The sequence below is a fragment of the Bacteroides sp. D22 genome (assembly GCF_000163675.1).
Lineage (GTDB): Bacteria > Bacteroidota > Bacteroidia > Bacteroidales > Bacteroidaceae > Bacteroides > Bacteroides xylanisolvens.
The window spans coordinates 219,699-240,442 of record NZ_GG774796.1; the positions used below are offsets into that span (position 1 = coordinate 219,699).

Annotated in this window: 34 protein-coding genes and 1 pseudogene; 20 read left to right on the forward strand and 15 right to left on the reverse strand. The window is 41.6% G+C overall.

Annotated elements, in window-relative coordinates:
• The 12 genes from HMPREF0106_RS22010 (at window position 1) to HMPREF0106_RS21955 (ending at window position 10,127) form a co-directional block, all read left to right on the forward strand.
• Window positions 1-258 (forward strand): hypothetical protein, encoded by a 258-nt coding sequence (locus HMPREF0106_RS22010; RefSeq protein WP_005655453.1) that lies wholly within the window; start codon window positions 1-3, stop codon window positions 256-258.
• Entirely contained in the window at window positions 255-671 is a 417-nt protein-coding gene (locus HMPREF0106_RS22005; RefSeq protein ID WP_005655452.1) for a hypothetical protein, read from the forward strand. The genes HMPREF0106_RS22010 and HMPREF0106_RS22005 overlap by 4 nt, the downstream gene beginning before the upstream one ends.
• The gene (locus HMPREF0106_RS22000) at window positions 671-1,111 is read left to right on the forward strand and encodes a hypothetical protein (RefSeq protein ID WP_005655451.1); all 441 of its coding nucleotides are present in this window, start codon (window positions 671-673) and stop codon (window positions 1,109-1,111) included. The genes HMPREF0106_RS22005 and HMPREF0106_RS22000 overlap by 1 nt, the downstream gene beginning before the upstream one ends.
• Window positions 1,112-1,195: 84 nt before the next feature.
• Window positions 1,196-1,633, forward strand: a complete 438-nt coding sequence (locus HMPREF0106_RS21995) for a hypothetical protein (RefSeq protein WP_005655450.1) — start codon at window positions 1,196-1,198, stop codon at window positions 1,631-1,633.
• A complete protein-coding gene (locus tag HMPREF0106_RS21990) occupies window positions 1,623-2,738 on the forward strand; it encodes a DUF4417 domain-containing protein (protein WP_005655449.1) in 1,116 nt (371 codons plus the stop codon). Before HMPREF0106_RS21995 ends, HMPREF0106_RS21990 begins: the two co-directional genes overlap by 11 nt.
• A gap of 6 nt (window positions 2,739-2,744) precedes the next feature.
• On the forward strand, window positions 2,745-3,350 hold the full coding sequence (locus HMPREF0106_RS21985; RefSeq protein ID WP_005655448.1) for a hypothetical protein: 606 nt from the start codon (window positions 2,745-2,747) through the stop codon (window positions 3,348-3,350).
• Between the two features lie 32 nt (window positions 3,351-3,382).
• Complete coding sequence (locus HMPREF0106_RS21980) at window positions 3,383-3,622, forward strand: hypothetical protein (RefSeq protein ID WP_005655447.1); 240 nt, start codon at window positions 3,383-3,385, stop codon at window positions 3,620-3,622.
• Window positions 3,623-3,720: 98 nt separating this feature from the next.
• Entirely contained in the window at window positions 3,721-4,197 is a 477-nt protein-coding gene (locus tag HMPREF0106_RS21975; RefSeq protein ID WP_008642501.1) for a hypothetical protein, read from the forward strand.
• Window positions 4,184-5,614, forward strand: coding sequence for a phage terminase large subunit (locus HMPREF0106_RS21970; RefSeq protein ID WP_008642503.1), 1,431 nt, complete (start codon window positions 4,184-4,186; stop codon window positions 5,612-5,614). The genes HMPREF0106_RS21975 and HMPREF0106_RS21970 overlap by 14 nt, the downstream gene beginning before the upstream one ends.
• A gap of 15 nt (window positions 5,615-5,629) precedes the next feature.
• Window positions 5,630-7,054 carry a phage portal protein gene (locus tag HMPREF0106_RS21965; RefSeq protein WP_005655441.1) on the forward strand — a complete coding sequence of 475 codons (1,425 nt, stop codon included), beginning with the start codon at window positions 5,630-5,632 and terminating at the stop codon, window positions 7,052-7,054.
• A complete protein-coding gene (locus tag HMPREF0106_RS21960; RefSeq protein WP_005655439.1) occupies window positions 7,054-7,383 on the forward strand; it encodes a hypothetical protein in 330 nt (109 codons plus the stop codon). Before HMPREF0106_RS21965 ends, HMPREF0106_RS21960 begins: the two co-directional genes overlap by 1 nt.
• A 134-nt stretch (window positions 7,384-7,517) precedes the next feature.
• Complete coding sequence (locus HMPREF0106_RS21955) at window positions 7,518-10,127, forward strand: ADP-ribosyltransferase (RefSeq protein WP_009038910.1); 2,610 nt, start codon at window positions 7,518-7,520, stop codon at window positions 10,125-10,127.
• Between the two features lie 43 nt (window positions 10,128-10,170).
• Here the strand turns inward: HMPREF0106_RS21955 and HMPREF0106_RS21950 are convergent, their stop codons facing one another.
• From HMPREF0106_RS21950 to HMPREF0106_RS21885, 15 genes and pseudogenes are all read right to left on the reverse strand, one after another.
• Window positions 10,171-10,503, reverse strand: coding sequence for a hypothetical protein (locus tag HMPREF0106_RS21950; RefSeq protein WP_005655436.1), 333 nt, complete (start codon window positions 10,501-10,503; stop codon window positions 10,171-10,173).
• Window positions 10,504-10,513: 10 nt separating this feature from the next.
• Entirely contained in the window at window positions 10,514-11,281 is a 768-nt protein-coding gene (locus HMPREF0106_RS21945) for an ADP-ribosylglycohydrolase family protein (protein WP_005655435.1), read from the reverse strand.
• Between the two features lies 1 nt (window position 11,282).
• Window positions 11,283-11,558 (reverse strand): hypothetical protein, encoded by a 276-nt coding sequence (locus HMPREF0106_RS21940; protein ID WP_005655434.1) that lies wholly within the window; start codon window positions 11,556-11,558, stop codon window positions 11,283-11,285.
• Window positions 11,551-11,802, reverse strand: a complete 252-nt coding sequence (locus tag HMPREF0106_RS21935; RefSeq protein WP_005655433.1) for a hypothetical protein — start codon at window positions 11,800-11,802, stop codon at window positions 11,551-11,553. Before HMPREF0106_RS21935 ends, HMPREF0106_RS21940 begins: the two co-directional genes overlap by 8 nt.
• Before the next feature lie 109 nt (window positions 11,803-11,911).
• Window positions 11,912-12,196, reverse strand: a complete 285-nt coding sequence (locus HMPREF0106_RS21930) for a hypothetical protein (RefSeq protein ID WP_005655432.1) — start codon at window positions 12,194-12,196, stop codon at window positions 11,912-11,914.
• 22 nt (window positions 12,197-12,218) lie between these two features.
• The gene (locus HMPREF0106_RS21925; protein WP_005655431.1) at window positions 12,219-12,419 is read right to left on the reverse strand and encodes a hypothetical protein; all 201 of its coding nucleotides are present in this window, start codon (window positions 12,417-12,419) and stop codon (window positions 12,219-12,221) included.
• Window positions 12,420-12,439: 20 nt separating this feature from the next.
• Window positions 12,440-12,847, reverse strand: a complete 408-nt coding sequence (locus tag HMPREF0106_RS21920) for a hypothetical protein (RefSeq protein ID WP_005655430.1) — start codon at window positions 12,845-12,847, stop codon at window positions 12,440-12,442.
• 22 nt (window positions 12,848-12,869) lie between these two features.
• A pseudogene (locus HMPREF0106_RS21915) lies at window positions 12,870-13,936 on the reverse strand (DNA cytosine methyltransferase).
• On the reverse strand, window positions 13,936-14,211 hold the full coding sequence (locus HMPREF0106_RS21910) for a DUF3846 domain-containing protein (RefSeq protein WP_005655426.1): 276 nt from the start codon (window positions 14,209-14,211) through the stop codon (window positions 13,936-13,938). The pseudogene HMPREF0106_RS21915 and the gene HMPREF0106_RS21910 overlap by 1 nt, the downstream one beginning before the upstream one ends.
• Window positions 14,212-14,375: 164 nt before the next feature.
• On the reverse strand, window positions 14,376-14,588 hold the full coding sequence (locus tag HMPREF0106_RS25595) for a hypothetical protein (protein WP_008642513.1): 213 nt from the start codon (window positions 14,586-14,588) through the stop codon (window positions 14,376-14,378).
• An 11-nt stretch (window positions 14,589-14,599) separates the two neighbouring features.
• A complete protein-coding gene (locus HMPREF0106_RS21900) occupies window positions 14,600-14,779 on the reverse strand; it encodes a hypothetical protein (protein ID WP_005655424.1) in 180 nt (59 codons plus the stop codon).
• A gap of 11 nt (window positions 14,780-14,790) precedes the next feature.
• The gene (locus HMPREF0106_RS27335) at window positions 14,791-14,931 is read right to left on the reverse strand and encodes a hypothetical protein (protein ID WP_162487773.1); all 141 of its coding nucleotides are present in this window, start codon (window positions 14,929-14,931) and stop codon (window positions 14,791-14,793) included.
• A 41-nt stretch (window positions 14,932-14,972) separates the two neighbouring features.
• Window positions 14,973-15,338, reverse strand: a complete 366-nt coding sequence (locus HMPREF0106_RS21895; RefSeq protein ID WP_005655422.1) for a hypothetical protein — start codon at window positions 15,336-15,338, stop codon at window positions 14,973-14,975.
• Window positions 15,339-15,349: 11 nt separating this feature from the next.
• A complete protein-coding gene (locus HMPREF0106_RS21890) occupies window positions 15,350-15,601 on the reverse strand; it encodes a hypothetical protein (protein ID WP_007219348.1) in 252 nt (83 codons plus the stop codon).
• Between the two features lie 25 nt (window positions 15,602-15,626).
• Window positions 15,627-15,803, reverse strand: coding sequence for a hypothetical protein (locus HMPREF0106_RS21885; protein ID WP_225665235.1), 177 nt, complete (start codon window positions 15,801-15,803; stop codon window positions 15,627-15,629).
• 519 nt (window positions 15,804-16,322) lie between these two features.
• Between HMPREF0106_RS21885 and HMPREF0106_RS21880 the strand changes: the two genes are divergently transcribed.
• From HMPREF0106_RS21880 to HMPREF0106_RS21845, 8 genes are read left to right on the forward strand one after another with little or no spacing between them, the layout of a single operon-like run.
• Entirely contained in the window at window positions 16,323-16,928 is a 606-nt protein-coding gene (locus tag HMPREF0106_RS21880; protein WP_005655418.1) for a hypothetical protein, read from the forward strand.
• A gap of 8 nt (window positions 16,929-16,936) precedes the next feature.
• Window positions 16,937-17,584: a hypothetical protein gene (locus HMPREF0106_RS21875; RefSeq protein ID WP_008642519.1), complete on the forward strand. Its 648-nt coding sequence runs from the start codon at window positions 16,937-16,939 to the stop codon at window positions 17,582-17,584.
• A gap of 19 nt (window positions 17,585-17,603) precedes the next feature.
• Window positions 17,604-18,839 carry a hypothetical protein gene (locus HMPREF0106_RS21870; protein ID WP_005655416.1) on the forward strand — a complete coding sequence of 412 codons (1,236 nt, stop codon included), beginning with the start codon at window positions 17,604-17,606 and terminating at the stop codon, window positions 18,837-18,839.
• 11 nt (window positions 18,840-18,850) lie between these two features.
• A complete protein-coding gene (locus tag HMPREF0106_RS21865) occupies window positions 18,851-19,177 on the forward strand; it encodes a hypothetical protein (RefSeq protein ID WP_005655415.1) in 327 nt (108 codons plus the stop codon).
• Between the two features lie 5 nt (window positions 19,178-19,182).
• Window positions 19,183-19,518, forward strand: a complete 336-nt coding sequence (locus HMPREF0106_RS21860; RefSeq protein WP_005655413.1) for a DUF6706 family protein — start codon at window positions 19,183-19,185, stop codon at window positions 19,516-19,518.
• A gap of 1 nt (window position 19,519) precedes the next feature.
• Window positions 19,520-19,852 carry a hypothetical protein gene (locus tag HMPREF0106_RS21855; protein ID WP_005655412.1) on the forward strand — a complete coding sequence of 111 codons (333 nt, stop codon included), beginning with the start codon at window positions 19,520-19,522 and terminating at the stop codon, window positions 19,850-19,852.
• Window positions 19,843-20,313, forward strand: a complete 471-nt coding sequence (locus HMPREF0106_RS21850) for a hypothetical protein (RefSeq protein WP_005655410.1) — start codon at window positions 19,843-19,845, stop codon at window positions 20,311-20,313. The genes HMPREF0106_RS21855 and HMPREF0106_RS21850 overlap by 10 nt, the downstream gene beginning before the upstream one ends.
• Complete coding sequence (locus tag HMPREF0106_RS21845) at window positions 20,310-20,735, forward strand: hypothetical protein (protein ID WP_005655409.1); 426 nt, start codon at window positions 20,310-20,312, stop codon at window positions 20,733-20,735. The genes HMPREF0106_RS21850 and HMPREF0106_RS21845 overlap by 4 nt, the downstream gene beginning before the upstream one ends.
• The last annotated feature ends 9 nt before the right edge of the window (window positions 20,736-20,744 follow it).

The window sequence follows — 20,744 nt, forward strand, 5'->3', positions numbered from 1 at the left end:
ATGGCTAAAATAGTAGATAACCCCAAAAGGTTTAAGGTGATTGAGTTGAGCCGAAACGAGTTGGCTAAAATTGGCGGTATTGGTATTTGCGATAGATGTAACGGTACTTCTAATACTGGCTATTATGTAGCCGTGCTAAATTGCTGGTTTTGTCCTAAATGCTACAATGAATGGTACGGATGCGCCACTCATTACCCGGAAGATATAAAGATAGAAAACAAAAATTTTGAGTTTTATAAAAATTTATTTGACCTATGAGCAAAGAAGAATTGCAAGCAAAATTGGCGAAAGCCAACGCAGAGAACAAAGGTATGGTGGTTTACCCTGAATACTTCAAGAAGAAAAAGAAGCGTATGCGCCCCGACTTCATAAAGAAGCTGGAAGAAACTGCAAAAGCGGATTTTACCGATGTGGATGATTACGGAGTGTATAAAGTTGGTTCTTTCCTCTATAGGAATGCCTTTGTAACCATATCTAAAGAGGATGGGCTATGGACGTTGCACGTGATAAGTGAAGCCCCGATAGGTTTGCCGCTCATTAAAGAGGTGAGGTACAAGTATCTGCCTAATAACCTTATGATGGCTCAGATTTTCGGAGATAGAGCCGAAGCAAACGAGATTAAGGGCGTTATTCTGTATCAGATTCCCAACGGAGAAATGGAGGCTGAATAATGATTTATGTAGGGATTGATACGGGTGTAAATACCGGGTTCGCTGTTTGGGATAGCAAGCAGCGTTCCCTACTTCAAGTATGCTCTTTGCCTATACATAAAGCGATGGAGCGTGTACGTTCCTTGTATGATGAGTATAAGGCTGGTATAGGTGACAAAGTGATTGTAAGGGTGGAAGACCCCCGGCAAAGAACGTGGTTCGGAACGGAGCGTATGAGCCGTGAAATGGAACGTAAGAAGTTGCAAGGTGTAGGCTCTGTGAAACGGGATGCCTCTATATGGGATGATTATCTAAAAGAGTTGGGCGTGGAGTATGAAATGGTTGCCCCGAAACGCAATGTAACCAAGCTGACACAAGAACGGTTTAAGGCTTTGACTGGATGGCAAAAACAGACAAATGAGCATGGACGTGATGGTGCAATGTTGGTTTATGGCTTTTAGTATTCTTTTTACGGTTAAATATGTGTTTAATAAACGCATATTTAGTATATTTGCAATATGATTCACCAAGTAAACAAATAAGCTATGGGTATGTATATTCTTATCGGATTAACGCTGTTTTTTTTAGCCTTGTTGCTCATGACCGAGTATATAGGTAGGAACTTTTGGAGGTTTGCCCCAAAAGAGCATTTGAAGCAAGGGGAAAAGATACACGTTTATATCAATGGCAAATACGATAGGCACGCAACCATTACGAGCGTGTCCGATGATTCGGTTAGTATCTATGGTGCGGTGTCATTGCCCGTTGATTACCGGGGTTCTTTCTATGCCATTGGCAAAGATTCCGTAGGTGCAAAGCTGGTATATGTGAAGTACCGCAGGCGTTACCGCTTTGTGAAGTTCTGTGAACTTTTTAGAAAGGGCTTCTGTGTAGAAGATGATGAGGAACAATTAATGCCGGATTCCCATTCTTCGGAGAATGACGAAACCAAAGACGAAACGGAGGTTGAGAATGAAATGTAGTGAGATTACATACAAGAAAGTTTCGGAGCTGGTTTTGTTGCCTGAAAATCCACGTACCATTACGAAGAATGACTTTGAAAGGCTGGTGGATTCCATAAAGATAAACGGCTTTTGGAAACACCGACCTTTGGCGGTTATGGAGCGTGACGGTAAACTGGTGGTATTGGCAGGAAACCAACGCTTGAAGGCTGCAAGAAAGCTGAAACTTGCCGATGTGCCCGTTATTCTTTATTCGGAACTGACCCCGGATGAGGAAAAGGATATTATTCTGAGGGATAATATCAACAATGGCGATTGGGCTTACAATGCCTTACAAATGGATGAGTTTTGGAAAGATGTAGATTTCGGCTTTATTGGGCTTGATTTTCCATCCGATGATGAGAAGCCCGGAAAGGGTAAGAAGAAAGCGGCTAAAGAGGCAGAGGAAACGGAAGCCGACCAAAGCACAGAGGAAGAAATGGACGATGAGGAACAAAGCGAGGAAGAAGCCGAAAAGGAATCTTTCTACCGTTCCATGTTTAAGGACGTTCTTTATGAAAGCGATAACGTCTTTGAAATTCCCAATCTCTTATTGGATATGCAAGCTGGAAAGGTAGAATTGCCTTTATCTCCGTGGGGTGCTAACAGCCGTTTGCGTAAAGATGTGGCGACATATCATTTCTATGTGGACGATTATCGCTTTGAGGCTCTTTTCAAAGACCCGATAAATTTACTCACAAGCGGATGCAAGGCGGTGGTAGAGCCGAATTGTAGTTGCCACGACCAAACGCCTGTAGCGTGGGGCATTCAGCTTATTTACAAGAAACGTTGGCTTTCTCGTTACTTCCAGGAATGCGGAATCAAGGTTTATGCTGACTTGAATGTTTCTCACAAGTTTATTGAGTACAACAAAATGGGTATTCCCAAAGGATATAATGCTTTCTTTACCCGTGGGCTGGACGGTTGGATGGAAAGCCTTAAATCTGATTTGCAAGTAGCCCAAGAAATAAGCGGGCTTGAAAAACCAAACCTTATCGTTTATGGTGGGGGTACGGAAATTCAGAAGTTCTGCCGTGAACATGGGCTGTTGTACGTCACAGATTTTATTAACGCAAAAAAGAAGTAAAGTATTATGGGACGAAATTCAAGTGGAACACGTGGAGGACTGCAACCGGGTGATGCAACATATAAAGGCTCTGTTGGTAAGCCTGAGCCTTTGGTAAACATGAAAGACCCGGCTCTGTATAAGGCAACCAAAGAAGCTATTTCACGCTATCATTCCGTACTTGGTGTAAGGCAAAAGAATGTAAAGTTGGCAGAACTATCGGCTGGCACTTATGGCGTACACGTTACGGCTAATGGGAAGTCAGAGGGTGTTTACCTTAACAAAAAGCATTTCATGCAAACGAAAAAAGCTGTGGAAGCCTCACACAAGAGAGGCTATGCGAGTGGGTGGAGTACGAAAACCAACAAAGCGGTAGCCCATACCGTAACGCATGAGCTGGCGCACGCTACATGGAATGCAAATATGACAGGGGCAAACCAAAAAGCGGCTGGAAAGGAAGTGAATAAATTATTTAAGTCTTGGAAGAAAGACAATAAGAAATCCGGGTATGGAAAGTATGCGGAAACCAATGTGTCGGAGTTCTGGGCTGAAACCGTTACTAAAGCGATACATGGTAAAAGTGATAAATATACCAAGAAAGTAAAGGAAATCTGCAAGAAATACAAACTATAGAGGTATTTTTGCTTAAATTAATTCAATGCAACATGGAGAAGATAGAATTAACCGCTGATGAGATTAAGGTAATCAAACAGCAATTAAATGGTGAAATCGAGGTTTGGAATGCTGATGATTATCAGCAAAAGCATCTCACTTCGGTAATTGACAAGGCAAACGCCCTTTTGGAGGAATTGGATGCCTACGATGAAATGATAGACGAAAAGGGCGGTGATACCATCCTTTGGTTTTGGGATAAGTACAAGGCACAAGAGAGTATCATAGAATAATTAACCGGGTAAAGGGAATCGGACGGTATCACGCTATCCGATTTTCTTTACTTTGTAAGTGTGTTTATAGAACACATAAACCAACGATAAATCAACGGATGGCACTTTTTGAGAAAGGAAATAAAATAGGGAATAGATTTTCATCTGATAACCAACCCCAAAATTCGGGTAGGAAGCCGTCCGTGTATAAATACATCAAAGATATTACGGGCAAAAAGGTAGCTCCGGAAATGAGCAAAGAGGACTACTATAAGGTTATCCGTTTCTTGATGGAAAGTACGCCCGAAACTTTGGAGGGGTTGGTTAAGAACAAAGACGGAACGCCCAACAAGAAAACGCCCGTGTGGGTGCTAAATGTGGTGTCTGCCATTAACGCAGATATTCGCTATGGTAGGACTTATACGGTAGATAGTCTGTTTGATAGGGTTTTCGGTAAACCCACCCAACAGATAGAGAGCGAAGTAAACGCACAAGTAACCAACAATAGCATGGATTTGTCGGCTCTTACTACGGATGAGTTGCTACAATACAATTCCTTGCTGGAAAAAATAAAGGCAGGCAATGGCACGAAGTAAGGTTACAGACGTGCCGATGGCACTTGCAGTGAAGATTGAGCTTTTCAAGCGTGGTTGTTTCGACTTCATCACCGTAAAGGATGGTTTGAAGCATGAGAAGCAAGAACACGCTTTGAAGATACTTACCGACAATGAACACGTTGAACTTTTGTACGGAGGTGCTGCCGGGGGTGCAAAATCATGGACGGGTGCGGTGTGGCTTCTGTTTATGTGCCTCTGTTATCCCGGTTCAAAGTGGTTTATCGGACGTGCCGAGTTAAAGCGTATCACACAATCTACACTTATCACATTTTACAAGGTTTGCAATCAATACGGGGTTGATGATACCTTGTACAAGTATAACGGGCAATACAATTATATCGAATTTTTCAACGGTTCACGCATTGACTTGTTGGACTTGCAATATAAGCCGGGCGACCCTCTGTATGAGCGTTACGGCTCAATCGAATATACAGGCGGCTGGATTGAAGAGGGTGGCGAGGTGAATTTTGGAGCTTATGATACATTGAAAACACGTATCGGGCGACACCTTAACAATGAACTGGGGTTGAGGCGAAAGTTATTCATTACGTGCAACCCTAAAAAGAATTGGATGTATGATACATTCTACAAGCCGGATAAGAAAGGGGAATTGCCCGAATATATGTACTACCTTGCTTGCCTTGTACAAGAAAATCCATTCATAGACCCCGATTATATAGAGGGCTTGAAAACCACAAAGGATAAAGTAAAGCGTGAACGTCTTTTGAAAGGTAATTGGGAATATGACGATAACCCCAACGCCCTTTGTTCACATGATGCAATCTGTGAGATATTCGGGAATAAGATTTCAATCAAGACAGGTACAAACTATATTACAGGTGATATTGCACGCTTCGGAGCTGACTATGCCCGTCTTGCCGTTTGGGACGGTTGGCATATCATAGAGCTACAATGTTTTCCCGTGTCTAAGACTACCGATATTCAGACGTGGATAATCAACAAGCAAAAGAAGTATAGAATACCCAACCATAAATGTATCGTTGATGAGGACGGTGTAGGCGGTGGAGTGGTGGATAATTGCGACATTCAGGGATTCGTGAACAACTCTACCCCTTTCAATGGTGAAAACTACCAAAACCTACAGACCCAATGCGGCTACAAGCTGGCAGACCACATAAACGCTACGGAAGTGGGGATAGATGAGGATTTGATAAGCACTGCCGATAAGGAAGAAATCATAAGGGAACTGGAACAACTGCAAACATGGAAAGCTGATTCGGACGGGAAACTAAAATTGAAACCCAAAGAAGAAATCAAGATGGATATTGGTTGTTCCCCGGACTGGAGGGATATGTTTCTGATGCGAGCATGGTTTGACTATAACGAGTATGATATACCCGATGATATAGAACGCAGATTAGGTATAACCGCTTAAAAACAATAAAGCAAAATGGGATTATTAAACATTATTTCTAACGAGGTAAAGGCGGCTATTGGCTACCAACAAAACTTTGCCGACCTTTTGACGGCTAAGGATGTGACCCGTGCTCTTTCCATGATGAAAGCCCATGCGGAAGAAGCCGCCAATAATTTACGTGAGTATAAGATTGACACTCACAAAGTGATGGAGCGTAAGGATAGAGCCGTTTACGATAAGAAAGGCAACTTTCTACGTTGGAGTAAACGGTGGAAAATCCCCATTCCTTACCCTCAATTCATCAATGAAATTTCTTTGGTGTTTCTCTATGGCAGACCCGTAAAATGGCAACAGCTTTCAACGGGTACGGATTATGCTTTTCAGAACTACAAAGATTGGCTGAATGAAATACATTTCAATGCCAAAGTTAGAGAGGCTAAACGTTTGGCTGGTGCGGAGGGCATTTCTGCCATTCTTTACCATGTGTACCGGGATAGTGATAATAAACCATCCCTTTTGCTGAATGTGTTGAGCCGGGAAAACAACGATGATATTTATACCATTCGTGACCAATACAAACGGATTACCGCTTTTGCGTGGGGTTACTATCTGACAGAGGCAGGCAACAATACCGTTTACCATGTGGATATATACACTAAAGAGACTGTATATCGTGCCAAACGTGGCAAAATGGGTTGGGAGGTTGAGATAAAGGATAATCCAATAGGGAAAATTCCCGTGCTGATATTTGAGCAAACGCCCGAACATAAGGAGGTGCAACCCATGATTGAACGCTCTGAAATAATGGAAAGCACCGATGCAGATACTAATGACCGCTTTTCTAACCCGGCAATGGTGGCTACTTCTGAAATCCTCAATAGCTTGCCAAAGTCGGAAGAAGAAGCCAAACTGTTTATTCTCAAAAATGGCGGTGATGTACGCTACCTTACATGGAATGAGGCGAGCGAAAGCAAAAAGAATGAGTTTGAAAGATTGGATAAACACATTCTTTCAAAGTCTTTCACGCCCAACATTGATTTTGACAATATGAAATCATTAGGCAACCTTTCGGCAAAGGCTATACGCAAAGTGATGTTGCTTGCCGTTATCAAGGCAGAACGCCACAAGGAAAAGCACGATGATTATATGAAACGCCACGCTAATCTTATGATAGCTATTTTAGGTAATGTGCTTGACTATCGGCATAAGGCTGAATATGATGCCTTGCTGTTAAGGCATGAGTTCCAAGAGCCTTTCGGGGAAGATGTGAGCGAATTGCTTGCCGACCTATCTAAGCAATACAATGATGGGGCATTGAGCCGTGAAACCTATGTAGAATTGTCCTACCTTGTAAAAGATGCGAAACAAGAAATAGAGCGGCTAAAACAAGAAGAAGCGGAACGGATGGAGCAACAAATGGAGTTAAACAAAATGGACGTTTTCGGAGGGGCTGAATAATGGAAATAAAGACAAAATACAATGTTGGCGATAAGGTTTGGATTATGCGCAATAATAAGCCGGAGAAAATCCAAATTAGCAATATTGAAGTGGAGGTAATAGGTGATGTACCTGTAGGTACTTGTTCCCTTTCGGGGGAGTATTATACCAAAATTATATATGTAGAGGTGCAAAGAAGTGAATATAGAAGTTTTGGTGATAAAGACCCAATTTGTAAGCATAATGAATGTAATTGCTTCAATACTAAAAAAGATTTGTTATACAGTTTCTTAGATGATAGCGACTATGGCAAAGAAGAAACAGACATCAACGCAGAACTACCATTGTAGGGACTGCAAACACGCTTTCGACTTCCACGAATTGAACTGGAAAGGTGAGCCGTTCTTATGCAAATGCCCTTTCCATAAATACAGCAAGTTTTTAGATAAGGACTATTGCACCAACTTTAAACTAAAGTAGTGGCATGGCAAAGAAGAAGTACATAGACTATAAGAAGATGCAAGCGGAGCTTTTCAAGAGAACGGAGGGTTACGCTGCCAATGTCCGTATCATCTACCAACAAGCATTTGAGCGAATAATTAACTTGGTAAAGGGTACGGAGTTGGAGGATGGGAAGCCTTTCTCTTTTGCCGACTATGGGTATAGTGAGGAAGTTACGCCCATTCTTAGGGATATGTACAGCCGTGTTTACCAAATTATCCGGGGCGGTGTAGAAAAGGAATGGCTTGCATCTAACGAGAATAACGATGCTTTGGTTAAAAGTGTGTTCGGTGAACAATCAATAAAGGATAATCACTTTGCCCGTTTCTTCAAGCGCAACAAAGAGGCTATGGATGCTTTCTTTGCCCGTAAGAGTGGTGACGGTGGTTTGAATCTCTCTCAAAAGGTTTGGCGATATACGGGTATGTTCCGTGATGAGCTGGAAAATACTTTGGATTTGGCGATTGGTGAGGGTGTTCCGGCTAATCGTTTGGCGGCTCAGATAAAGAAGTATCTACAAGACCCCGATAAGTTTTACAGGCGTTTCCGTATCAAGGTAGGGGAAGATGAGAACGGGCAACCTATCTATGGTAGAAAGTGGAAACGCAGGGTTTGGGACAAAGAAGCCAACTCCTACAAATGGGTGGATGATAGCCCGAAACATTTTCATTCGGGGCGGGGCGTGTACCGTTCATCCGCACGTAACGCCCAAAGGCTTGCACGGACTGAAACCAACATTGCGTATCGTACAGCCGATTTTGAGCGTTGGGCGCAACTCGACTTTGTGGTAGGCATTGAAATCAAGCTATCCAACAATCATCCCGTATCTGACATTTGCGATGATTTGAAAGGTGTGTACCCTAAAACATTCCGTTGGAAAGGGTGGCACCCGAATTGCCGTTGCTATCAAGTACCCGTACTGGCAAAGCAAGAAGAATTGGACGAAATGCTGGATAAGATTTTGGACGGGGATAATCCGGCAACGGTGGAATGTGAGGAAAAGGTAAAAGAGCTGCCATCCCAATTTACCGGGTGGATGCAAGACAATGAGCAACGCATCAAGGATGCAACGGAGAAAGGGACTTTGCCCTACTTCCTACGGGACAATGAAAAGGTTATCTATCCACCGACTGCAAAAGAGATAGCGAAAGCCCGGCACGAAGCCCGGACGGAAGCGGAAGCAAATGCCATCCGGCAACGGTGGAATGTGAGAAAAGCGACCTATCACTATGGTAATAATATGCTCCGTGTTATGGGTGGTATTTCTGACGTTGATACTACGGCTTTAGCTGAGGCTCTAAAACACCCTGATTTGTCCGCTATCATGTTGGAAGCCCGTAAACTGAAAGTTATAGGCAAGGATATTTATTCACTGGGTTACATAGATAGCCCTATGGAGGTGGCTAAAAAGTTCTCTTTAGCCGATGCAAAAGCCGTAAACAAGGCGGTTGCTGATAAGCTGGCACAATGGGATAGCCTTTCTTTGGAACAACAATTAAAGAAACTGAATTTTGAAGCATACGACTTCTTAGGTGGTAACTATCACAATGTACAACAGAAGTACCCAACGTGGCAGGTGTCACAACAAGCCTATGTTAAACAGATTGGCATTGTTCAAGATAAGATAGATTGGAAAGCCATCAAGGATAACTATGCCGACCTATCTAAGTTCTCTACCAAGTCCAAGCCTTACCAATCGCTCATTGCACAGCTTGAAAATGCAATCAACGGCAATGATAAAGCAATGGCACAACAAACCATTACGGAACTCAATGTAAGGAAAGAAAGCATTGAAAAAGCCGCTGCCAAGCGTAAATCAAAAGTAAAGGAGGTTAAGTTTAAGGATTCCGATTTTACGCAGGAAAGAAAGGATGAGGCGAAATGGTTTATTCATAGTTCAGATGCAAACGATTATTTCTTTGATAATGCCGTGGATATGTGGAAACTTGCAAGCACCAATGAAAAGGCGGCTATGTATCAATATACGGCTGGTAGTAGTTATATAACAGAGCCTTTGCGTGCTATTAAGGGATATTATCACTACTATGGTAGTAGATTGTCCGAAGCTGAAAAGCATATTGCCGATATGACCCAATATATAGCCCGAAGCACACTTAAAGATGATGTTTGGGTAAAGCGTGACGAAATCAGTGCTTTTGTAAACTATCGGTTTGGGCTGTCTGATTTGGATGCTTATATATCTGACCCGTCTAAGCTTGTTGGCAAGGTTGGTACGGATGATTCCTTTATGTCGTGTGGTAATTGCCGGAATACGAACTTTGGAAGTAAGCCCGTTTGTCTGAATATCTATTGTCCGAAAGGTACACAAATGACCTACGCAGAGCCTTTTTCTGCATTTGGTTCAAGCCATGACAATGGGGACTATTGTCCGGGTAAGAAGTGGAACGGAACTTCTAAGCCTACAACAACGGGGGAAAATGAAATCATCCTACAGCGTGGCACTAAATTCAGAATAACCAAAGCTGAATATACAAATGGTAAATGGTATATAGATATGGAAGTTTTGGAACAAAGCCCAAAAGAGATAAAGGAAATGGTTACTACTTCGATGGGATTCTATTGCAAGTATTGACACAATAAAGGCGCACCGTTACTGATGCGCCTTTGCTTTTTGTTTAGCCTTTGATATAGGTGGATTGATACAGGTCTTTGAAGCCCTCTATATCCGTCCTTTCGGCATACTTGCAGTATCTATTGAAAAGTACCGCTTTCAGTGTGATAGGCACACCATCGTACATTTCAAAGTTGGATAGCCCGGCATTTGTGTACTCTTTTAGGATGGGGGCAATACGTTCACACCCGGCATCGCTTGCAAGTTCGGTTTGCTCAGTCCACCATTTTTCACCAAGCCAAAACATTTGTTTGTCGGCTTCTCTGAAAGGGCATTCTTTCTCTCCTTTGTAATAGATGCAAAGGTGAGTTAATGAGTTGTTTTTTGTTTTTGTCATAACAACTTGTTTAAATTACTTCGATTTTAGTGTTATAGAAGCATCCAATAACATTACGCATATCATCAGGAAGTATTCTTAGAGCATTCCAAATGAAACTATCTGGTATGCCCCAAAGTGCTTCTGCCATTGAGCCTACTATTGCCCCTATCGTGTCGCTATCACCACCCCATGAAATTGCCCGTCTGATTGCATCCTCAAAAGAGGTGCTTACACGAATAATTTTCAAACAAAGCGGCACAGTGCCTTGACACGTTTCATCAAATATTCCAGCATAATAATCGTTTACCATGAATTGAGGATAGTACGATTGCATTATATTCTCATATACTTTCTGATTGTGGGTTGTCCTCAAATAATAAATGGCGTGTGCGACTGCTACAGCTCCTTTAACTCCCTCCGGGTGATTATGGGTTACTATAGCCGTTTTCTCTGCCTCCATCAAAACCTTATCTAAGTTGTCATAAGCCCATGCAACCGGGGAAACACGCATTGCAGAGCCATTGCCGAAGCTGTTATATGGTTGTGGGTTGTCTGAGGCTATCCAGCGGGCAAAGCTGCCACCGTATGCCCCTTTCGGATTGGGGTATGCCCTACACCATTGGAGAAACTTTTCTTTGTAGCTTACGCCCGTATTGATTGCATCCGCTACCGCTATAGTACAAATTGTATCGTCTGTAAACGTGCTATCCTTTGTGAATAGTTCAAAGTTGTAGTTATCTGTATTGTTGAACTCAAAGCGTGAGCCTACAATATCGCCTATAATTGCTCCTAACATATTACTTGAAATTTTGATTGAAAAAACGCTCTGCTTTAATTCTATGATATTTAGCTTCACGGTACTTATGTTTGTAGTACCATCGTGTAACAAATGAAGATTCTGCCAGTTTAATGAGCATTGCAGATTCTCTTAAAAAAAGAGCCGATACAATATGCTTTTCTGTAGATTCTATTGTAGATGCACAAGCCTTTTGAAAATCTTCTAAAGATTCATTCATGCCCTCAAATGCTTTCAAAAGGGATTTTGTCATTTCTTTCGTAATACATTCATCCATTGTTAGCCTCCTTTCTTTTGCCTCTGTTTGATTGCTTAGTATGAAGTGTGCCATACCTAACAATCGCCTTTCTTCCCATGTGTTCACCATTCCTTAAAACATTCCAAAGAGATTCTTTAGACACCCCTACTACTTCGGTTGGCAATAGCTCATATATAGCCGTAATGCTTCCAAAGTAGTAGTGACGTTTACCCTTGTATGGCTCTTTCAATTCTACATGAATAACTTTTCTTTGCTGTTTCATTGCTATATGTGTTCTATAAACGCAAAATTACTATATTATATTTAATAAAACAAATGTTTACCGAGTTTATTTTATTATACAAGGTTAATGCGGTCTATCTCCATTGTGTTTATCCTTTTATTCGTCCTAAAAAAGACAATTTTAATATATCGCATTCCAAACCTATAACGGCAAACTCCAACATAGCATTATCATCAGAAAGGTCATTAACCTTTAGAATTGGATAATCTTCTCCGGTACTGGTTACATATCCCTCTTGTGAAATATCATCTGTTATGTGCTCATCGCTGGTATTACCAAAATATGAATCAAGACTTTTGATGATATGCTTGTTTAAATAATCCTCACTATACACAGAGGCTATTTTAGCTTGCTTCCTAAGTGCGTACCTCATTCTTCAATTCCTTTCTGATTTATTATGAGGGGGTATACAATTCATATCCATCATCCCAAAGACTATCACTGCGAAAATTAAAAAAATCTTCCAAAGAGATACGTACGCCATCTTCTAAAAGAAGAAATCCATTTTCAATAGTCATCCATTCGTCAGAGGAAAAGAAACGGTGCGTAACCTTCTTACCCTCTTTCATTGCTTGTATAGCTTCTTCTTTACTCATATCTATATTTTTTTTGAATGTTATCCATTATACAGCCCAACACTATCACGTTTACTTCTTATCACAACTTTAGCTATCTCATCAATATTAGCACATAAAAGTTCAAAGAATTTTCTTGTACATATACCCTGTTCTTCATGCGTCATTTGTCTATCAACAACAAAACCTATTGTTTCATCCATGCGGTCAGTTATATTATTTGCTATCCAGTCATGTACATCAAATGTACCTTTCGGGTATTCATCCTCTAAGCCTCTGATAGTCCACAAGCCGCCATCCATAAGTATGTAATGACACAATATTTTGCTTATATATAAATGCAAATCAGCCCTCTCTCCACTTCCATAACCGGGCATATTGACAAGAATATATCTACCGATTGTTTTATTTAGTATCATCCATAAAAGATGCTTTTCTCTTTTTGTCATATTAGCTCCTTTCTCTAATTATTTATAACTTTGATAGCCATTGTTCGTAAACTCGTGTAGCCACTTGCGCCATCATAACAGGCGGTACACTCATACCGCAAATGTAGTGCGGTGAAAAGCCGCAAAAATCGTAGTCTTGCGGGAAAGTAGAAGCGTTGCACACCTCAGATTTTGATAAATACACAGGCTTATTAAAAGGAATCGTGCTGTCTGCATGAGCCGTAAGCGTGTTGCAAATTTTATCCTCATACAAATAACATTGATTGAAAAATCCTCTTTTGCCTGTCAGCTTCCGATAAGCATTTGACATATCAATATCCCCATGTGTTCTATTATCAAACATTTCTTTCATGCGCTTGCCGTATGGTTTGCCCATGTAATCCGCAAATTCTCCGTAGCAAATCCCCGGCTCGTTGAAGTCCATGCTAATATGCGGCTCAACATTGAAGAGGTCAGACACTTTCAAGAAATTCACGCCCAAATCATGCCTAATACATACAAAGAACACCCGGTTTCGCATTTGTGGTACTCCCATTTTAGAAGCATCAAGTAAGAAGTGTTGGCAATAATACCCAGCATCTTCAAAGTCCTTGTAAATGCGCCTTACATAATCTATGGCATTACCCATAAGCAAGCCTTTCACATTTTCCGCTATCACAACCTTTGGTTGCAGTGCTTTTGCCAAAGCAATGAAGTCGAAGAAAAGTGTATCAAGAACTTGTGCCGTTTGCCCCTCTCTGAACACCTTTTCTTTGCCCCAATCCTTTTCACGGTTGCCGGATAAGGAGAAAGTGGAACATGGGGGTGAGCCGTCCAAAATATCCAAGTTATAAAGTTCGGGCGGTAGCTCTCTCTCTCTCTCAATTCTCTTATATCCCCTAAAAAATTGAACCGTGGTGCATGGTTGGTTACATACACCTGATTCACTTTAGGGTCTATTTCATTGCAACCTATCACATCAAACCCTGCCAACTTGTAGCCCATAGTTGAACCGCCACCACACGCAAAACAAGAAAACACTTTGCCTTTGTCTTTAGTGAAATTGGCTTCTGCCAGCTTCCAGTTATAAGGGAATTTATGAATTTCCATTATTGCACCTCCTCATCTTTACACATAACGACATCGCCACAAATATAATCCCAACCAAAAATAGCATTGTGTTTATGCGCTATTTCCGTGGCTGTTTCGTTGGAATCTAAAACGTCTTTCCCATTATCATTGATTACGAGAATATCCCCATTGTGTAGGTTTATAATATCAATGTAACCATCTACGAACTTTTGCAGTTCATCCAGTTGGAAGCCCAGCCCGTTTTGAGGTTGGATTTCCAATTTACTTCCGTCTGTCTTTATCAGTGTTGCCATCTTATTTTGCCTCCTTTCGTTTTAGTTGAAGTTTTACCTTTTCGGCATCAAACTCATAGTTCATACACTCAGTAAAGTTTCCCATTATAAGCATTAGAGGGAAGAGCATACCATGCTTACATCCTCTTCCTAATTCGTCTGATGCTGCCTTGCATGAATCACATCTATAAATGTCTTGTACTGTTACTATTGCCATTGTGAGCCTCCTTTCTTGCCTTGTGAACGCCTTTAGTATAATTGCGTTCAACACGTCTAACGTCATTGTATTTTGCTTGCGCTGTAGATTCTATCATGTGGGGTTTTTCGTTTCCCACCCAATGAGCATCCGGGTGTTCCTGCTGTATTGCCGCTAAAATTGCATCTTTCAATATTCCCATATCCTAAAATTTTATTGGTTGATACACACGCTTGTTGGAACGATTAATTTATAAGTCGCACCATTTGGGAAACCATCTTTAATGGCTTCTTTTATTTCTTTTGCGGATGGAACGCTGTTGCGCACTCCAAACTCAATCTTTCCCAAACGTCTGCCGTTATGGTCGAAAATGATATAAGTGTATTCATTCATAATTTTGAAATTTACTTGGTTACTACTGTTACAAATTGGCACTTTGCCCAAAGTGTAAAATCATTGCTGCTTATGTACTTCTGATTTTTGGCTTCAATGGCTTTAGCTTGTTTTTCGCTAATCTCTTTGCCTTGCAAATAATATTTTTTCATACGGTGTTGCATTGTGTAGGGGATTGCTACCCTACTGGTTATTACTTTCTTAAAATTTCGTCTAATAGTTCTTTGTCTAATTTCCAAAGGTTGTACCCTTTGGCTATTTTTCTTCTGAGATACTCTCTTTCTCCAATCATAGCTATTGCTTTTTCTCTTAAATCTGATGCACTCCACTTTTCGGCTTGTTCTATAAGAAAGTTTGCAAGACATTTGCGTTCTTCGTAAAGTTCACGAACTAACACCGTTTTTTGCTCTATTTCTTTCAGAGCTGCCGGGTTTTTCATCCACAACTTACAAAACGCATCTTTATCAAGGTCTGTATTCATGTAGCAAGTTTCAACCTCTATATAGTTGTCCGCTGTTAGCTTCAACCCGGTTCTTTCTTCAAATTCTTTCTGTGTCATGGCAATATGTATTATAGTATTGATATTTCTTTTTGAGCTAATTTGCTGTCTGTGAGGCACAGCACTTCATATTTCATTTTTTTGTAGTTGTAAACTACCTCTAATGTGTTTTGCCCTCTGCCGTCTGCCCTTTCGTCATAAATGGTTTTGATATGCTGGTACATGATATTACCCATCATAAAGTTTACACATCCCGAATCATAGAAGTAAAATGCTACCGCATATTCCAATGTTTTCTTTTTATCAATACTCTTAGTTGCCATAATCTGAAAATTTAGTGTTGCATTATTATTTTTGTACTTTGTATATTTCAACATCAGGTACTACTTTCTCTACTCTGTTGCGTATGAAATCGGTAATAATATCTTCGTGGCTCCACTCTTTAGAATAAGACATTGTATCATGGTAGCCATCACAGATTACGCTTCCATTGCTGGTTACGGACAAGCTAAAATAGATAGCCATTTCTGCTAAACTGTGGCACTTAAAATGCTTGTTTCCTTTTATTAGAATATAATTCACATCCATATCACATATATTTTAAACGTTATCAATCTTATTACGATGCAAATATAGGCTATATATTTAATATAACAAAGTATTTGGATATATTTTTGGATATATTTTCAAAATACCTATGTGATAGTTGGTTTTGATAGTCTTTTAGTGGTAATTTCCTTTATTTAAGATGGGTGAAAATGCTCGAATGGATATATTTACTGCAAAATAGGATATATTTTGTGCTTTTTGAGGATATATTTTTGTTGAGTGAAAAATATTATTCCTATTGTGTTAATCAAACACATATTTGTTATATTGAATATAGTAAATGAAAAATCGCTTTTACGTCTTGTTTTTAAGCGTAAGATGCTAATAGGCAAGTAATTTACCGAGTAAAATATGTGTGTTTATAGAACGCATATATGATTTTATTTCATATCTTTGCTCTGTAGAAGTTCAACTTACTAAATAACAAAAGCAACAATGAATAAGAAACTCTTTGAGAAAGTCAAAGGCTTGTGTAAAGACACTGGTCTTTCGGAGAAGTACCTTAAAGCGATAACCGAAAAAATGGGTGGCAGCATTGAGGATGATTCTACCGATGATGAGGCAATAGAAAGTACGGCAAATCTGATTGCGGAAGTGGCTAAGGAAAGTCAAGGTGAAGCAACCCGATGGGCAAACAAAAAGAAACCAACCCAAACCGAGGATGAGGAAGAGGAAGAAAGAAAGCGTAAGGAAGAAGAATCTAAACGTAAGGGCAAGGTGGCTTTGGACGAAGCGACTGAAAAGAGGTTAAAGGAAATGGAGGAAAAGATTGCTAACTACGAAGCCAAAGAAAGCAAAGAAGCCCGTGCGAAGGAAGTAGTTAAGGCTATGGAAAAGCACAAAATCCCGGCTTATCTCCGTGACCGTTTGGCAAAATCAATCTCCGATGATGAAGATATTGAGGATGCCGTTTCCGCTTACAAACAGGAGCTTATTACAAATGGGCTTGATGATGAACACTCAGGGGGTTCTAAGGCGGCAAGTGAAAAGCAAATTGATGAAGCTGCTGATAGCTTGCTGGAATCAATAACCGTAAAATAAAAGATGAAATGAAAAGAAAGACTGCTTCATTTACCGGGATGCGACCCATTTTCACGGGTTCGCCCTCTATCGTGCAAGGCGGCTTCAATCTGGACGTGGAAAACCAACATTTCGCTGTTGGCGATACCGTGCCTGCCGGAACGCTTGCTATCAAGGATGAGGTGAAAAGGACGGTGCAAGTCATCAAGACTGCAAAAGTGGTGGAAGTGGATGCAGAAAACACCAAGAAAGTAAGCCTGTACGTGGATGAGTTCTACGAGCCTTGCTTTGCCGTTGGTGATTTGGTGCTGAAAGACGGCACAGCCGCTACAGCCATTGCCGATGTTCCCACAATCGAAAAGATTGAGCGAAACGGAAACAATTACATTGTCACTCTCTCCAAAGCCATTGCCGGGCTTGTAAAGGATGATGTATTGGTAGAGGTTGTTTCGGACGGACAAACTGCCGCAAAATCAAAGGAGCGTGGCACTTCCAACTCCGTACTGATTGCCGATGTGGAAGTAGGCGAGTTTGAAACCTCTGTAGATGTTTCTGCCGACACCATGCAATACGCAATGTACGAAAGACGTGTGCCGCCTATCCCTGCCGGGCAAAAGGACACTACGGGCGATTACTTGAAAGGGAATCCCCACGTGAAATTAACGAAATCACACTAACTAAAATTAGCGTAACGACATGAAATCTATTTTTTCAACATTCAAAGGGCTTCACAAGGACGGCAAACCGCTTGACTTTTTGGCAACGTGGAAAAAGACTTTTGATAAGGCTTCCGAACGTGAAACAACCCTTTTTCAGAAGATGTACTGTGATAGCTGGTTTACTACCAACACGCCCCAAATGTCATTGACTGCCGAGGCACTTGTAGGTAAGTACAACTTGCGTATCATGGCTACATTGATTGGTGATGAATCACCTACACCTATGAGGCGTTCTGACGGCTTCGATGTGTGGACTAAGGAAATCCCCCGTGTGGGTCACAAGTTCCCCATGTACGCACGTGATTACCGTAAACTGATGGAGGTTTACGAAAATCCCCGTTTGAGTGAATCCGCTAAGGTGAAGCAAATTGAAAAGCTCCTTACCCACGACATGAAAGATGCTTATTTGGGCTGTAAGGACGTGATGGACTTTATCGCTCTGATGGCATTCTCTAATTGGGGTGTGGCTCAGTTCGTGCCGGAAATCAACAATCCGGGTGGACGTAAGTACGAGGTGGATTATCAAATGCCGGAAACAAACAAGCTGGTATCAGCTTTCTTGTGGAACTCTGCCAATACCAAAGCTGGCAAGTTGTCCCCCGTTTTGATGTTGTCGGCTATCTGTAGTGACCTGCGTAACCGTGGCATTGAGCCGGGCGAAATCCTTATGAGCCAAGACCTCTATTTTTGGTTGCGTATGGACGAAACGACCCGTTTGTTGGTACATGGTAACGATAAAAAGGCTCAGACCGTAACAACGGCTCAGATGGCAGATTTGCTTGCTGGTAATGAAATCCCCCCTGTAACGGTGATTACCCGTAAAATGGGTATGGATATGGACGGTAAGCGTAAATCGCTTGAACCGTGGAATCACAACTTTATCTGTATCAAGCCTGCCGGGGTTATCGGTGAAATTCAGCCCGCCATTGAAGATAGCGAGTTGATAGAGGAAGAAAACGTGGACTACATGAACGCTGGCGGTGGTATTCGTATCGCCAAGTGGCGTACCGGGGAATCCACTGGTCAAGTTGCAGCCGAATATACACAAGGCTCTGGACGTTTGTTGCCTCTTATCACTGAAATTGGTGCTATCATCTGTTTACAGGTGCGTGGCTTTGAGGAAAAGGAAGTACCAGCCGATGCAAATGGTGTGGCACGTACCTATTGGACTAAATCCGAATTTGAGAGTGCAACAGCTCTTGAAGTAGGCTAAATCTTTTGCTTATGGAACTGGCAGTAAAGAAAGCGTTTATAGACAAAAACGACAAAGGCAAAATCTACAAGGTAGGTGAAACCTTGCATACCGATGAGCTTAACCGAGTTAATGATTTGGTTGCAAGGGGCATTTGTGTGATTAAGTCTTTGGAAAGCAAACAGGCTGAAAAGGTCACTTTCCAAGACAATGAATATGATTTGAATGTGGTAAAGGATGCTTTGGAATCCATCAATGCCCCCGTTGCCAAAAATGCCGGGGTTAAAGGTGTAACCAAAGCGATTGAAGCCCTTTCAGATGAGAGTGTAACGGCTTTGAAAGAAGCCCTTGAAAAATAGTAGTGATGGGAACTTTGACAAAATACAATGCGTTGGTGGGTGAGCTTGAACCCTATACCCCAAGCCGCCTTGCTTTGCAAAAGGCACTTGCTGATGTGAAGATAAGCGACTGGGATAGTGAGTACAATGCCGACACAGACCAACGCACGATAGCCATAGCCGCTATAAAGGTGCTAAAGCGGATGATTGTGCTTACCAATGACACGTTAGGTAAGTCCTCACAAGGCTACAGCGTGGAGAAGTTGGAGAAGCGCATTAAAGACCTTTGCAACGAGAACGGTTTGGACGTTTCGGATTTTGTCGAAGTTTCTTCCATTACGGACGGCTCTAATTTGTGGTGATATGGCACGGAATAACGGAACTTTCAGATACACCGCTTTGCCCCTTGAAGCAACGAGGGATGAAGCAACGGGATTTTACACGGACGATGATGCGCCCGTGTGGGTGAAAGGCTGTGAGTGTCAAGTGGAGAAATTCATACCTGCCAAGCAACGATTGGGAACGGACGGGCAAATGTATTCATACACCTTTGATGTGTTTTTACCATCCTACTTTGAGGGTGATTTGAGTATAGGCGCACGTGTGGAAGTGACTTTGGAGCGTGGAGGTGTGGATGAGTTCACCATTTCGGGAATAGATGATACAAACCCTAAATACATAGAGATATGGGGATAATGCCGATGTTTGACAAAGGGGCTATCTTAAACCCCGTGGCTGCTTTCCAAAAGCAACTTGAATTGGCTTTCGTAACCTTGTTAAAATACATGGGCGAAAAGCTGGCTAAGTATGCTAAGGATAGCCACAACTACCAAGACCAAACGGGCAATTTAACCAACTCTATAGGCTATGCCGTGGTACAGAATAAGGAAATCGTTTACTATGGTGGGTCAGACCAGCCCGGAGAGGGTGCGAAAGCCATGTTGGAGGCTGCAATGAAGTATGCCGCCACGCTGCCAAACACTTTTTCCCTCATTATAGTAGCCGGAATGAATTATGCCGCCTACGTGGAAGCCAAAGGGTACAACGTGATTCTACCTGCCGAACTGAAAGCCAAAAGCGAACTTCCTGCCGAGATTAACAAGTTGGTGATGAAAGCTAATAAGAAAGCAATCGAATTATTCGGGAACGCAGCATGATAACGACTGAGGAAATAGCAACAAAGGTTTACGCCATGCTTCAAGCAAGCGAGGTGAAAAACTTCATTTCGGGTGTGATTGATTACGAGCGTAACGACTACACCAAAGAGGATGTGATAATTGTCCCTCATACGATAGACGGTGAAGCATCCGTGCGCTACGGTCAGATAAACGTGAATATTCATGTGCCGGATAAGGTGATAGCCAAAGGCAAGGGGCAAGCCGTTTACAGGACACATTTTAAGAGGCTCATAGAGATAAGGGCAAAGGTGGTTGAGGTGTTGAAAAACCATTATGAAAGTGGGAAAGGCTATAACTGGAACATAGGGCGGTTTAACCCACCGATTAAGGAGAAAGACCAAAACGAACATTTTGTTTCCCTTGCTTTGGAGCTTACAGTAAGAGAAAAGAGTATCAACTAATAAAAAATT